This is a genomic window from Chengkuizengella sp. SCS-71B (assembly GCF_040100845.1).
Lineage (GTDB): Bacteria > Bacillota > Bacilli > Paenibacillales > KCTC-33759 > Chengkuizengella.
In genome coordinates this window covers 3,637,838-3,652,054 of record NZ_JAZHSH010000001.1, presented here as the reverse complement: position 1 = coordinate 3,652,054, position 14,217 = coordinate 3,637,838, and the positions used below count along the sequence as shown (strand labels likewise).

The 14,217-nt window shown below is 32.3% G+C and carries 13 protein-coding genes; 11 read left to right on the top strand and 2 right to left on the bottom strand.

Going from position 1 to position 14,217, the window contains the following annotated elements; genetic code table 11:
- Nucleotides 1–93 precede the first annotated feature (93 nt).
- Nucleotides 94–1,092, bottom strand: coding sequence for a MerR family transcriptional regulator (locus tag VQL36_RS17925; RefSeq protein WP_349250615.1), 999 nt, complete (start codon nt 1,090–1,092; stop codon nt 94–96).
- Nucleotides 1,093–1,271: 179 nt separating this feature from the next.
- Nucleotides 1,272–1,943, bottom strand: coding sequence for an O-methyltransferase (locus VQL36_RS17920; protein WP_349250614.1), 672 nt, complete (start codon nt 1,941–1,943; stop codon nt 1,272–1,274).
- Nucleotides 1,944–2,382: 439 nt separating this feature from the next.
- On the opposite strand from VQL36_RS17920, the gene VQL36_RS17915 reads away from it, so the two are divergent.
- The 11 genes from VQL36_RS17915 (at nt 2,383) to VQL36_RS17865 (ending at nt 13,900) form a co-directional block, all read left to right on the top strand.
- A complete protein-coding gene (locus tag VQL36_RS17915) occupies nt 2,383–3,159 on the top strand; it encodes an ABC transporter permease (protein ID WP_349250613.1) in 777 nt (258 codons plus the stop codon).
- A 4-nt stretch (nt 3,160–3,163) separates the two neighbouring features.
- Nucleotides 3,164–3,946, top strand: coding sequence for an ABC transporter permease (locus VQL36_RS17910; RefSeq protein ID WP_349250612.1), 783 nt, complete (start codon nt 3,164–3,166; stop codon nt 3,944–3,946).
- 14 nt (nt 3,947–3,960) lie between these two features.
- Entirely contained in the window at nt 3,961–4,968 is a 1,008-nt protein-coding gene (locus tag VQL36_RS17905; RefSeq protein WP_349250611.1) for an ATP-binding cassette domain-containing protein, read from the top strand.
- 113 nt (nt 4,969–5,081) lie between these two features.
- Nucleotides 5,082–5,942 carry a malonyl-ACP O-methyltransferase BioC gene (gene bioC, locus VQL36_RS17900; protein WP_349250610.1) on the top strand — a complete coding sequence of 287 codons (861 nt, stop codon included), beginning with the start codon at nt 5,082–5,084 and terminating at the stop codon, nt 5,940–5,942.
- A 129-nt stretch (nt 5,943–6,071) separates the two neighbouring features.
- Nucleotides 6,072–8,288: a bifunctional 2',3'-cyclic-nucleotide 2'-phosphodiesterase/3'-nucleotidase gene (locus tag VQL36_RS17895; protein ID WP_349250609.1), complete on the top strand. Its 2,217-nt coding sequence runs from the start codon at nt 6,072–6,074 to the stop codon at nt 8,286–8,288.
- 212 nt (nt 8,289–8,500) lie between these two features.
- Entirely contained in the window at nt 8,501–10,381 is a 1,881-nt protein-coding gene (gene htpG / locus VQL36_RS17890) for a molecular chaperone HtpG (RefSeq protein WP_349250608.1), read from the top strand.
- A 269-nt stretch (nt 10,382–10,650) separates the two neighbouring features.
- Nucleotides 10,651–11,046, top strand: a complete 396-nt coding sequence (locus VQL36_RS17885; RefSeq protein ID WP_349251211.1) for a GntR family transcriptional regulator — start codon at nt 10,651–10,653, stop codon at nt 11,044–11,046.
- Between the two features lie 2 nt (nt 11,047–11,048).
- Complete coding sequence (locus tag VQL36_RS17880) at nt 11,049–11,951, top strand: ABC transporter ATP-binding protein (protein WP_349250607.1); 903 nt, start codon at nt 11,049–11,051, stop codon at nt 11,949–11,951.
- Nucleotides 11,932–12,672 (top strand): hypothetical protein, encoded by a 741-nt coding sequence (locus VQL36_RS17875; protein ID WP_349250606.1) that lies wholly within the window; start codon nt 11,932–11,934, stop codon nt 12,670–12,672. Before VQL36_RS17880 ends, VQL36_RS17875 begins: the two co-directional genes overlap by 20 nt.
- Nucleotides 12,673–12,740: 68 nt before the next feature.
- Complete coding sequence (locus VQL36_RS17870) at nt 12,741–13,355, top strand: hypothetical protein (RefSeq protein ID WP_349250605.1); 615 nt, start codon at nt 12,741–12,743, stop codon at nt 13,353–13,355.
- Between the two features lie 65 nt (nt 13,356–13,420).
- Nucleotides 13,421–13,900, top strand: a complete 480-nt coding sequence (locus tag VQL36_RS17865) for a GNAT family N-acetyltransferase (protein WP_349250604.1) — start codon at nt 13,421–13,423, stop codon at nt 13,898–13,900.
- Nucleotides 13,901–14,217 lie beyond the last annotated feature (317 nt).

The following is a 14,217-nucleotide window of genomic DNA, read 5'->3' as shown; positions in this document are numbered from 1 at the left end:
TTACTCTATGTACATTTCTCCCTAACATCTTCCTTATTCTAACAGAAAATTATAAATATAAAAATAGTTGTATAAATATATAATCTAAAATTATTACTTCTTCACCCCATATACAAGATGAATATACTCATTAATCTGCTGATAAATGGTGATGAATCCCATGTGATTTAAATGATTTATAACTTCAGAACGTTTGGTATAGTGTTTACTATTAGGAGGCGATACTTTATTTTCAGTCATAAAATCTACTATACATACACGCCCGTGAGGTTTTAATACACGATTTATTTCATCTAAGGCTAACAATTTCTGTTCATCCATAAGATGATTGTATGTAAAACTAGATATAACAAAATTAAATTCCCCATTAGAAAAGGGGATAGCAAGGAAATTTCCGAGTTTTGTTTCAATTTCAGGATATTTTATTTCACATTGTTTTAACATTTCCTTGGACTGATCTATCCCTTTCATTTGAATTCCTTTGGAGATAAATTTACTTGCAAAGTTACCTGTACCAACTCCGATATCTAATCCAATCTCTTCTTTTTTTGGTGAGATGCATTCAACTGCTGCATTTAAAGAAAGTTTATAATCTTCAATTTGTATCATTTCAGGGAATATATTTAACAACTGTTGATCAAAAGTAGGGGCTAATTTATCAAACCCCCATTGATCGCTCCATTGTTTACGAATTGTATTTAATCTTTTTGAACCATTAGCAAGTTCAAAAATGTCTTCTAAATTTAATGATTCTCTAACTTTCAATTTATCTACCATTTGATCAATTGTATCAAGTTGTTGTTTTAATTCTATCCACCTAGAATACATACTTGCACGTTGCAAATTTAAATAATACTCCACTTCTTTTTTATCTTTTTGTTCAATATTTATTAGTACTTTTTTTATTTCTTCTAATGGAATTCCTATTTCTCTCATTGAAATAATAGTTTGCAATCGCATTATATCTTTTTCATTAAAAATGCGATAGGAATTCTCTCTTTGTTTCTCAGGTGAGATAAGACCTTTTTCTTCATAGAAACGGATTGCTCGTGTGGAGATATTTAACTTCTTAGCAACTTCGTTTATCTTCATAGCTTTCATCCTTATAAATTTCCTTTTTTCATATTATATACGTTTACGTAACGAGAATGTAAAGTTATGAAAGGTTTTACTTTTGGACAAAAAATGAACATCACATAATAGTGATGTTCAAATCATGATCTAGGTTTTCTATGAATAAGTCCATTGTGTACATTTCTTTTTTAAATTAATTATTCTTTTACAATCCCTAAAACAAAACCATCATACCCTTTTGATCCCACAGTTTGAATAGCTGTTGAATCTATACGAGATTCTTTTGATAGTAAATCAAATAATTGACGAGTACCTTGTACACCTAAGTCTTCACTCTCACTATCTATGATTTTTCCACTACGTACTACATTATCCACTATGATAACCGCTCCAGGATTAGCCAGTTTTAATGCCCATTTTACATAGTTTGGATTGTTTGGTTTATCGGCATCAATAAAGATGAAGTCAAATTTAGAGACTGCTTTTTCTTCAAGCATGTGTAATGAATCAAGAGCTGCTCCTACAATAACTTCAATTTTATTCTCTAACCCTGCTTTTTTTATGTTTTCTCTTGCGACTTTTGCATGTTTAGGATCAAATTCAAGTGTTGTGAGATGCCCATCTTCTGGTAAAGCACGAGCAAGCCAAACACTACTATAACCGCCGAGGGTTCCAATTTCTAATATGTTTTTTACACCTTTAAGTTTAGCAAGCAAGTAAAGTAATTTTCCTTGATTTGCAGAGACATCAATAGCAGGTAAGTCTGCTTCTGTATTTGCTTTCAATATGGAATCCATGATTGGATCACTCGAACCAATTTTATTACTAAAATAAAAATCTACATCATTCCACTTTTCTGATATGTCCATAACAATCAATCACTCCTTAAATTATTTTTTTCTCTTCCTAGATTATATTATAACTTTGAAATTCCACTATGATCAAAATTTATTTTTAAATACAAATCAAATTCATAACTTACTATAAATCATTTTCATGTGAATAATGCAGTGCGAAGAAATGTTTGGATCCTAATCCAGAGATCTTTGGGAGTTATTAAAGTATGTGTTGAAATATGATATCTCAGCTTTTTTATAAAGATGAAGTGTTAAATACAAATAAGGGAAAATAGTCGAATTTCCCTTATTTTTTTGGAATGTCTTTGATTGAGAGACTTTTCATGTACAAGTCTGAATGAAAGGTTCATTTTCTACAAAAAAAATTCTTGTCAATCCCAGTATGTTTCTGGTAATATGTAATTCTCTGCGCATTTTCCGTTCAAAATCATTTTGAAGACGGAGGTGTATCATGTTATTTGCTGTATTAGCAAAAAAGAACTATGCGAGAAATATACAGTATCGGGGCTCGCATCTCGTACATAATGTCGCTAGTATTATTTTTGGCTTTGTGTACGTATCGATTTGGATTGGCATCGGTGAAAGCAACTCTTTAGGAGAATATGGTGTAAAGGGGATGGTATCTTATATTGCTTTTAATCAAGCGTGTTTGTGGATAACGGTATTTATTACAAACAGTTTAGGAATGGAGCAATCTGTTCGTACAGGTCAGATTTCACTAGACCTTATGCGTCCTGTTCATTTGTTTTATCATTTAATGAGCAAAGAATGGGGGCAGATCATTTATCAATTCATCTACAAGTTTCTCCCGATTTATTTCATTTATTATTTCTTACTTTCTCTTCAAGTTCCTCATCAGCTTTCTACTTATGTCTGGACAGCAATCGGCCTTATTTTAGCAGGATATATATGTATTTGCATCAACTACTTAATTGGTATTGTTTCATTATGGACAACAGAATCCAAATGGTTGTATTGGGTTAACTATGCCTTTAGCATGTTATTATCGGGATTTTTTATTCCTTTGGAGTGGTTGCCGAATGGATTATATCAATTAAGCATTTATTCACCGTACCCTTATATTCAATATCATATCACTAGAATTTATTTAGGATATGAAAGTTATCATGTACTGCTTGGCTCTTTCCTGTGGTGTGTATTTTTTACATGTTTATGTTTAGTCGCAACTTCTAACATGAGAAAAAAATTAGAAGTACAGGGAGGGTGAGCAGATGCAAATGTACCTTCTATTAATTAGAGCCAGTATTAAAAGTCGATTACAACACAAATTTAATTTTATCTTTTCTTCTATAATGGCAACGTTCATCAATATTGCTGAATTTATGATGATTGCGATTGTATTATTGAAGTTTGATTCTATTAAAGGCTGGAGTTTATATGAGGTTGGATATTTATATTCTATCATTTTATTGTCCAAAACAGTTTATCGTACATTTGCTTCAGACGTTCATCATTTAGAAAAATATCTTGTGAGTGGGGATTTGGATCAGTTTTTTATACGACCTATTCCAATCCTAGTTACTTTAATGTCACAAAATTTTACCATACTAATCGGAGAGTTCTTGCAAGGGCTCTTTATTGTAACGATTTGCATTCAATATTTTATAAGTATTGGACAAGTAGATTTGTGGGTGATCCCGATTACCATTGTGATTATTGGAGCGGGTGCTGTTATATTATTTTCCATCGGACTTGTTACGGCTACTTTTGGATTTTGGATCACTAGAATTGAGATGCTGCAAAATGTGACAGAAGATGCCGCCATGAATGCTGTAAGATATCCATTATCGTTATATCCTAATTGGTTAAAAAACATATTTCTAACGTTGTTGCCTCTAGGTTTTATTAACTATTTACCAGCTTTATATGTATTAAAACAAGATCTTGGTAGTTGGATCATAGGAGCTACAATACTGGTATCTTGTTTTTGCTTGTATATCAGCCTGCGATTTTGGAGAATAGGACTCACACGATATCAAAGTACGGGTAGCTAAGAGGAGGAGATTAGATGATTGAAGTCCAACATATTCAAAAACAATTTAAAATCCCTGTTGTAAAAAAAGGACGGTTTTCAGGGGTTCGGACATTGTTTTCAAGAGAGTATGTTACGAAAGAAGCTGTAAAAGATATTAGTTTTACAATTAAAGAAGGAGAGTTTGTAGGTTATATTGGTCCAAACGGAGCTGGGAAATCCACTACGATTAAAATGTTAACAGGTATCCTTCATCCAACACGAGGAGATGTACAGATTATGGGATATAACCCACATCAGAATAGAAGGAAGGTCGTTCGTCATTTAGGTGTTGTATTTGGTCAAAGAACTCAGCTATGGTGGGATTTACCTGTTATAGATTCCTTTGAGATTCTAACCGTAATGTACAAAGTGGATAAAAAAGAAGCGGAGCAAAGATTATCAAAGTTAACTGAACTCCTGGGGTTACATGAGTTCATTCAAACCCCGGTGCGTAAGCTTTCATTAGGGCAACGCATGAGGGCAGATATTGCGGCTTCACTTCTCCATGATCCAGAAATTTTGTTTTTTGATGAACCTACGGTTGGTTTGGACGTTGTAGCAAAAAGGAGCATTCGTGATCTTTTAAAAACATTGAACAAAGAATTGAATAAGACTGTGATGTTAACTACTCATGATATGGATGATATTGAGCAGTTATGTGAAAAAGTGATTGTTATTAATGATGGTCAGATTGTATATAACAATTCAATTCCGCAATTGAGAAACAAGATAGGATTGCCAACGGTTATGAAAGTATCTTTTGTAGGGAAGATCCTAGTTCCAAGTATTCACAATACCATGATTCAAATCATTGAAAAAACGTATTCAACCGTTACCATTCAATACAATCGCCAGCAACTGAAAGCGATGGATGTATTACAAATAGTTGAAGGTTGGGGAGAAATAGATGATATACATATGGACGAACCTCAATTAGAAGAAATCATTCAGAAAATATATCAAGTACCGGCAGTACCTCAAGATTCCTTGTCCGTTTTCTAACATTCATAATACTCCCACTTTACTTAAATGAGGTGGGAGTAATTTTTTTAAAATGATAAAATAGCTTTAGTGTATACATATCCGTATTTTAGAAGAAATAAGGAGGTGTTTTCATGACGATCAATAAAAAACTTGTTCGCAAAAATTTCAGTCGGCATGCGTTTGAGTATGATTTATACGCAAAAATTCAAAAAGTAATGGCTAATAAGCTGCTGCAATTAATACAGCACAAAACTTCAAAACCATACCTAAACATATTAGAAATTGGTTGTGGGACAGGAAACTTAACGAAATTACTCCTTGAACACTATCCAAATGCAAAATACACTGTGTTTGATTTGTCTGAATCAATGATTCAACAAACCAAACGTAAAATTGGAGGGATGCAAAAAAACATAGATTTCTTTGCAGTTGATGCTGAGGGTATTCTGAATCGTGACCTAACGAAGAAAGCATCAGAAGTTAGCGATCATATATTTGATCAAACCTACGATTTAATTATTTCAAATGCAACCTTTCAGTGGTTCAATACACCTGAACAAACGATTGAAGCTTACATGAATAGCTTAAATTCAAACGGAGTATTTGCTTTCTCTACTTTTGGTCCAGACACGTTTTATGAATTGCACACTTCTTTTTACGAGGTTGAAAAACAGTTGAATATAGCGCACCAACAACACGGGCAAAAATTTATAAGTATGAATGAGTGGCAGCAAGTATTTAAACAACAAATGAAAGAAATTTGTATAGTGGAAGAAAAGATTGCAGAACAGTACGATAGTGTTAGAGAATTCATGCACCATGTTAAAAGAGTAGGGGCCGGAAATGCTAATAAACATGACTCCTCTCAAGCAGGTATAGGTATAAATCGCAGATTGATTTTAAATATGGAGAAATATTATGCAAAGCATTTTGCCACGACTCAAGGAGTTCGAGCTACATATCATTTATGTTATGGTGTGTATGAGAAATAAGTAAATTTGTATCTTGTTCAATCAATTTGTCGAGAACCGTCATATTGTGTAATTTACATTTAAATTGATTTATATTAAGATTGTTATGTTATTATACATACTTTTACTTTGAAAGGCGGATCTTTAAATATGAAAAAGTCAAAGAAAAAACTAGTTCTTAATACAGCATTAGCGTTAGGTCTAGTCATTCCATCCGTATTACCTACTGTATCTTATGCAGAGGAAAATAAAGATATCGTAAATCTTAGAGTTTTGGAGACTACGGATATCCACGTAAACCTAGTAAACTATGATTACTACAAAGATTTAGAAGTTGATGGATTCGGACTTGCGAAAACGGCTTCATTAATTAAAAAAGCAAGAGAAGAAGCAACAAACAGTCTATTATTTGATAATGGAGACCTTATTCAAGGAAACCCATTAGGAGACTATGTAGCTAAAATCGATGAGTTGGAAGTAGGAGAAACTCATCCAGTATATAAAGCAATGAATTTATTAGATTACGATGCTGGAAACATCGGAAATCATGAATTTAACTATGGTTTAGATTTCCTTGAAAAGACTTTAGCAGGATCTAATTTTCCGTACGTAAATGCAAACGTATACATTGACGATCAAGATGATGATCCAACAAATGATGAAAACTATTTTACACCATACTTAATTTTAGATCGTGAAGTTGTGGATGAAGATGGAGAAACTCATACTTTAAAAGTAGGTGTGATTGGTTTTACTCCACCTCAAATCATGAAATGGGATAAGAAGAATTTAGAAGGTAAAGTGATTGCGAAAGATATTGTAGAAACAGCTGAAAAATTTGTTCCTGAAATGAAAGAAAAAGGCGCGGATATCATTATTACTATCCCACATTCAGGGTTAGGAGCTTCAAATAAGGATGGGTTGCAGGAAAACGCTATATTTGATTTAAGTAAAGTAGAGGGAATTGATGCGATTTTATTCGGACATTCCCATCAAGTTTTCCCAAGTGCTTCTTATGCAGATATTGAAGGCGTAGATGTAGAAGCTGGAACCATTAATGGTACATCTGCAGTGATGCCTGGTTTCTGGGGAGATCACTTAGGCGTTATTGATTTTGAATTAGAAAAGATAGATGGTAAATGGGTGGTAAATTCATCGCAATCATCTGTACAAAAAATATATGATAAAGATACAAAAACAGCTTTGGTTGATGCAGATGCTGAAATTGTTGAAGCAGTAAAAGAAGATCATGATGCAACAATTGAGTGGGTAAGAAGTGCTGTTGGAGAAACTACAGCGCCAATTAATAGTTATTTTGCATTAGTACAAGATGATCCATCTATTCAAATCGTTACAAATGCACAAAAGTGGTATGTAGAAAAATTTATTCAAGGTACGGAATATGACGGAATTCCAGTTGTATCCGCTGGAGCACCATTTAAAGCTGGTGGACGTGGAGGAGTAAGTTACTTTACAGATGTACCGACTGGTGAAATTGCAATTAAAAATGTTGCCGATTTATATTTATATCCAAATACATTGCAAGCTGTTCTTATTAATGGTGATGATTTAAAACAATGGTTGGAAATGTCTGCAGGACAATTCAATAAAATTGATACAACCGTTAAAGAAGAACAAACACTAATCAATACAAGTTTCCCTACTTACAATTTTGACGTTATTGATGGTGTGACTTATGAAATTGATGTAACACAACCAGCAAAATATGATTCAAAAGGAAACGTTGTTAATCCAGATAATAGTCGTATTGTGAATTTACAGTTTGAAGGTCAACCTGTTTCAGCAGAGCAGAAATTTATTGTAGCTACTAATAACTATCGTGCTAGTGGTGGTGGAAACTTCCCTGGTATTAATGGTGAGAAAATAATCATTGAATCTCCTGATGAAAATCGTCAAATTATTATCAACTACATATTAGAAAAACAAACGATTAACCCATCTGCGGATATGAACTGGACATTTGCGCCAATTGATGCCAATGTGAACGTAACGTTTGAAACTTCTCCAGAAGCTCAAAAATATGTAGAAGGTGAAAACTTCAAGTATATTGAAACTGGGGAAAATGGTTTTGCTAAATTTTCAATTGCTTTAGGTAATGGTGAAGCTTCAGAGAATGAAACAGGAGATGTTACTGAAGAAACACCTACTGAAGAAGGTACAGAGGAAAATAATGAAGAAGCAACTACTGATGCTTACGTTGTTCAATCAGGTGATAATTTATGGAAAATTGCTGCTGCTCAATTAGGGGATGGGGCCAAATGGGAATCTATTTACGAAATGAATAAAGATGTGATTGGAAACAACCCACATCTAATCGTACCTGGTCAAAAAATTTCACTACCTTAATGACAATAACTTTAAAGTCGATTCTTGTTTTAGCTGAGAATCGGCTTTTTTTAAGTTACAATTTCATATAAAATACTTACCTATATATTGACATCTATTTTTAGGATATGTTATATAAAAATAGAACATTAGCAATATGAAGTTTTTATTCATAGGTTTATGATTAAAAAGTTATTTGTATTGTTTTATATTTGAAAGGAGTAGTACTATTCATGGCAAAAAGACAGTTTAAAGCAGAATCCAAGAGACTGCTAGAAATGATGATTAATTCAATCTATACTCAGAAAGAGATATTTTTAAGGGAGCTCGTATCTAATGCAAGTGATGCAATGGATAAAATATACTACAAAGCACTAACAGATGAGGAATTAGTATTTAATAAAGAAGATTATTTTATTAAAGTAACTGCAGATAAAGAAAAGAGATTATTAACGATCACAGATACAGGGATTGGTATGACAAAAGAAGAATTGGAAAATAATCTTGGAGTCATTGCTAAAAGTGGTTCGTTAGCTTTTAAATCAGAAAATGAATCAAAAGATGGGCATGATATCATTGGTCAATTTGGTGTAGGATTCTACTCCGCTTTTATGGTTGCGGATGAAATTACAGTGATCAGTAAAGCATTAGGTAGTGATGAGGCATTTAAATGGAAGTCTAAAGGTGCGGATGGATATACGATTGTTTCAACAGAAAAAGATGCAGTAGGAACAGAAATCACTTTAAAAATAAAAGAAAATACAGAAGATGAGCAATATGATGAATTTCTTGAAGAACATCGCTTGAAAGCAATCATTAAAAAGTATTCCGATTTCATCAGATACCCAATTAAAATGGATGTGAAAGAGCAAAGACCTAAAGAAGGCAGCGAGGACGAGCTTGAAGAGGTTGTAGAAGAACAAACGATCAATAGCATGGTTCCAATTTGGAGAAAAAATAAAAATGAACTTACAACCGAAGATTATGAGAACTTCTATGCTGAAAAGCATTACGGTTACGATAAACCACTTAAACATATTCATATAAGTGCAGATGGAACTGTAGTTTATAAAGCGATATTATTCATTCCAGAAAGTACACCTTTCGATTATTATACGAAAGAATATGAAAAAGGACTAGAGTTGTATTCCAGTGGTGTATTGATTATGGATAAGTGTTCTGACTTACTGCCTGATTATTTTAGTTTTGTCAAAGGAATGGTAGATTCAGAAGATCTTTCACTTAACATTTCAAGAGAAATGTTACAGCATGATCGACAGTTAAAACTGATTGCCAAAAACATTAAAAACAAAATTAAAAGTCAACTGCAGAGCTTGTTAAAGGATGAAAGAGATAAGTATGAAAAGTTCTATGAATCCTTTGGCAGACAATTGAAACATGGAGTTTATAGTGACTATGGTGCAAACAAAGATGTACTGCAAGATTTAATAATGTTCTACTCATCTAAAGAGAAGAAATTAGTAAGCTTGAGTGAATACATTGATGGAATGCCTGAAGATCAGAAGTACATCTACTATGCTACAGGTGAGTCCATAGAACGTATTGAGAAGATGCCACAAACAGAATTGGTTTTAGATAAAGGTTATGAAATTCTTTATTTTACAGAAGATATTGATGAATTTGCTATTAAGATGCTCATGAACTACAAAGAAAAAGAGTTCAAATCCGTATCAAGTGGTGATCTCGGGATTGAACCTGAAGAAAATGAGAAAAAATCAGATGAAGAAGAAAATGAAAATAAAGAACTTTTTGAGCATATGAAAAACCTTCTGAGTAACAAAGTGAAAGATGTAAAAGCATCAAAAAGATTGAAAAACCATCCAGTTTGTTTATCTGCTGAAGGTGATTTATCCATTGAAATGGAAAAAATATTAGCACAGATGCCTGACAACCAAGGTGTAAAAGCAGAAAAAATATTGGAAATCAACGTTAATCATGAAGTATTCCAGTCCTTAAAAACAGCTTTCCAAAATGATAAAGATAAATTAAATCTATATACAAACCTACTGTACAATCAAGCGTTGTTGATTGAAGGGTTATCCATCGGTGATCCTGTAGAATTCACAAACGATATTTGTAAAATCATGGTTTAAGACAGTCAAAAATATTAAATATTAAAAATATTAAAGAACCCGTTTCTGAAATAATCAGAACGGGTTCTAGTTTTTTGTTACCGCTCCAGATGTATTTCGACTTCCTTTTGATGGTACGCCACTATTGAGATATCATCTTGGGGATTAGAGCAGCACCCTGTCTCTAGGCAATATGGGGTTACAAGCAAATTTTTATGAAGATAGACGTTTTAATTGGAAAAATCTATTGTAATGTAAAGCAAAATAATATATACTACATTACAACAGTAATGTACTGTGAGGGGGCGGAAACAATTCTAAACACGGATAGTACTAAGCCTATCTATATACAAATAGCTGAGTGGATTGAATCTGAGATTTTAAATGGACAATTTCAGATAGATGAAAAAGTGTACTCACAATATCAATTAGCTGAAATGTATACAATTAATCCTGCAACTGCAGCAAAGGGGCTTAACCTTCTAGTAGATGAGAAAATTTTATATAAAAAACGAGGACTCGGATTGTTTGTGTCTAGTGGTGGAAAAGAAATAATCATCAATAAACGAAAAAATTTTACATTGAAAGCACTTGTACGAGAATTGGTTGTTGAAGCTAAACAGTTGCATATAAGTGAACATGAGTTAATTAAGATGATAAAAGAGGCATATAGTGAGGAGGGTTAACAATGAGAGTCATAGAATGTTTTGATTTGAAGAAAACATTTTCAACGAAAAAAGTTTTAAATAAAATTAGTTTTTCTATTGAAGAGAATAAAATAACGGGATTAATTGGCCGGAATGGGGCAGGAAAAACAACATTGTTAAAAATTATTGCTGGTTTCATTAAAGAAACGTCAGGTGAAATTAAAGTTTTCTCAGAGAAGCCATTTAATAATCTTAACACCTCCGCTAATGTTATCTTTGTGGACGATCACATGAGTTTTCCATCAACTATTCCGCTTTTAGAACTATTAAAAGTAGCGGAAAGCTTTTATCCAAATTGGAACAGAGATCTAGCTATGCGTTTAATTGAATATTTTTCTTTTGATCCTAAGACTTATCACCATAGACTTTCAAAAGGAAAAACAAGCACGTTTAATATGATTATCGGCTTAGCATCCCGTTGTCCATTAACAATCTTTGATGAACCAACTACAGGAATGGATGAATCGGTAAGAAAAGATTTTTATAAAGCATTGCTGAAGGATTATATTGCCTATCCTCGTACGATCATTCTATCTAGTCATCACTTAAGTGAAATTGAGAATTTATTGGAAGATGTGTTACTCATTAAAGGTGGGAAAACATACTTACAAATGCCAATATCTGAGTTAAAGGAATATGCGGTTGGATTACAAGGAAATACCGAAGATGTTCTTAAATTGACTAGTAATAAAGAAGTTTTATTTGAAAATCACATAGGCACAAATGTTATTTATGTAGTTATTAAGAATGTTAGTTCTAAGAATTTACTTCAGCAAGCACGTCATGCTGGGGTGAAAATCTCTCCTGTCCGGTTAAGTGATTTATGTGTTTATTTAACAAATGAAACGAAAGGAGGCATTGAGGATGCCTTTAACGAGAATTAGTTTGGCTAAGACGATAAAAAAACAATATTTTTTTAAACTTAAAGCAAATATAACTTCTTTTACTTTACTTATAGGAATCCAGTTATTAGCCATTCTTTTTTCACTTGGCGGAGTTGCCTCATCTTCAACTGGAAGTACGAATATTAAGCTTAGTACCCAATACTATACTGCAGATATCGTTATTATTTTTACACTTATTTGGGCTTTCGTAATGGCGATTACAATTACAACGAAACCACATAGAGACCTTGATTTTACATTTGTGACAAATCGACTTAGTAGTAGCCTTACGAATATTCTCTATTTATTAACATTAAGCATTGTTGGGAGTATGATGGCTATTTTGAGCGATAACTTATTAAGAGTCATTATTTACACTTTCCTTGATAAGCAGTTTTACAGTTCGACTATGGGACTGCAAGAATATATAATGGGTATTTCTATAACGAGCTTTTATGTATTAATGGTATGTTCTATTGGTTACTTTGTCGGAACACTAGTTCAAATAAGTTCATTATTTACCATTCTTTTACCCGCATTGTTTTTTGGATCGTTATTTCTCAGGCCTTCTATGAATGAAAAGCCTATAATTACAAATGCTTTTGAATATTATCTATTGGAATCTAGTTTAACGTTATTTATTGTCAAGATTGTAATTACGACTGCTTTATTATTTACAATTTCAACAAGCATCTTGAATCGAATGGAGGTAAGACAATGAATACTGTTTTTATAGTTAGTATTTTTATACCTCTTTTAGTAGGAATAATTTTTATTATCTTTATTATAATGTCTAAATTATGGAGACGATTTACTAATGTCAAAGTAACATACTGGTTTCTTTTCATATATATTGGTGCATTGCTGTTTAGCTCAGCTTTTGTCCCTTTCATTAGTGATGATTCGCTCATTCAGAAGGAAAGAGCACAAGAAAATTTAGAAGTAAAAGATTTATTGAAGAAACTTAGTAAGACAGGAATTGCTCAGATTGATCAGATGTATCTACTGAAAGAAAGCAGCTTTGGCGAATATCAAAACCAAACATTGAATATTGAAACTAGTGGTGAGGATACGATGATTCGAGTTTTTGTAGAAAGAAAAACAAGTGACGATAACAAGGTTGAAGCTTTCAGTATTAGCACTGAATTAATAGATGGTTACGATATTTCTAACGTCTTAACTCCTTATAATGTCAAGTTAAAGGATAATACGCTTACTATTATCTCGCCTAAGAAACAATATATTAATATTAAAATAGCTAAAGCTATTTTTCCAATTAGGCAATTTACAGGTGAATCAATAGACGGACTTTCCATCAATTGGGATCAGGTCGTTTATTTACAAATACCTTATGATCTTGAATTAATAGTTGAAGATAATATTTTTCTTGAATTTATTAAATAGAAAATAAAAAATTGACTAATTTCTGAGCTGAATATTATGGAAAAAGAAAATCTCAAAAAAATGTAATGGGTGATATGATGATACGCACATTTAAACAAGATGACATAAATTATATTATTAACTCACACTATAAGCTGTATAATAGAGAATTCAATTATGATTTATCTTTCAGAGATTTTATTGAAAATAGCGTAAATGGTTTTATAAAAAGGAGTAATATTAAAGAAAACATTTGGATTCTAGAAATCCAAGGCAACAAAAGTGGATCTATAAGTATTAAGAAAGTTAATGAGGAGACTGCTCAGTTAGGTTTATTTCTTGTTGATCCCAACGCAAGAGGTGCTGGTTATGGACAACAATTAGTACAAACAGCTATTGATTTTTGTAAGGAATTTGGTTTCAAAAAGATCGTTCTATGGACAAATAGTGAACTCACTTCGGCAAGACGAATTTATGAGAGAAATGGATTTCAATTAAAGGAAATTCGTATTCAAACGCTGTCTAAAAAAGAACTTATAGAAGAGCGATGGGAATTATTTATTTAGTGTAGTTACCTTGACGAAATGTAAATTTAAACATATACTAATTTTATTATTATGGAAGGGAATGGTATTAAGTTAATGGTAAATTAATCTGTTTTTTAAAGTTCTAATTAAATCATTGCTTATTTTTCTAGAAGCAATAAAAGTTGAACTTAGAGAATAGGATTAATATGCTCATTTTTCTTATGCTATTTGGATAGTTTACAATATTCATTATTCTTTTTCATGTGGATTAATGAACCATTTTGCATATATGGCATTTAAAACCTCTCTAGTGCTAGCTTCTAGAGAGGTTTTTTTGTTTTTTAAGAAAGGAGAAT

Excerpts from the sequence above, each read along its gene's own strand:
- bioC (WP_349250610.1), top strand. The coding sequence starts at position 5,082 with ATGACGATCAATAAAAAACTTGTTCGCAAAAATTTCAGTCGGCATGCG.
- VQL36_RS17910 (WP_349250612.1), top strand. The coding sequence starts at position 3,164 with ATGCAAATGTACCTTCTATTAATTAGAGCCAGTATTAAAAGTCGATTA.
- VQL36_RS17870 (WP_349250605.1), top strand. The coding sequence starts at position 12,741 with ATGTCTAAATTATGGAGACGATTTACTAATGTCAAAGTAACATACTGG.
- VQL36_RS17875 (WP_349250606.1), top strand. The coding sequence starts at position 11,932 with ATGCCTTTAACGAGAATTAGTTTGGCTAAGACGATAAAAAAACAATAT.
- VQL36_RS17880 (WP_349250607.1), top strand. The coding sequence starts at position 11,049 with ATGAGAGTCATAGAATGTTTTGATTTGAAGAAAACATTTTCAACGAAA.
- VQL36_RS17895 (WP_349250609.1), top strand. The coding sequence starts at position 6,072 with ATGAAAAAGTCAAAGAAAAAACTAGTTCTTAATACAGCATTAGCGTTA.
- VQL36_RS17915 (WP_349250613.1), top strand. The coding sequence starts at position 2,383 with ATGTTATTTGCTGTATTAGCAAAAAAGAACTATGCGAGAAATATACAG.
- VQL36_RS17920 (WP_349250614.1), bottom strand. The coding sequence starts at position 1,943 with ATGGACATATCAGAAAAGTGGAATGATGTAGATTTTTATTTTAGTAAT.
- htpG (WP_349250608.1), top strand. The coding sequence starts at position 8,501 with ATGGCAAAAAGACAGTTTAAAGCAGAATCCAAGAGACTGCTAGAAATG.
- VQL36_RS17885 (WP_349251211.1), top strand. The coding sequence starts at position 10,651 with ATGTACTGTGAGGGGGCGGAAACAATTCTAAACACGGATAGTACTAAG.
- VQL36_RS17865 (WP_349250604.1), top strand. The coding sequence starts at position 13,421 with ATGGGTGATATGATGATACGCACATTTAAACAAGATGACATAAATTAT.
- VQL36_RS17925 (WP_349250615.1), bottom strand. The coding sequence starts at position 1,092 with ATGAAGATAAACGAAGTTGCTAAGAAGTTAAATATCTCCACACGAGCA.
- VQL36_RS17905 (WP_349250611.1), top strand. The coding sequence starts at position 3,961 with ATGATTGAAGTCCAACATATTCAAAAACAATTTAAAATCCCTGTTGTA.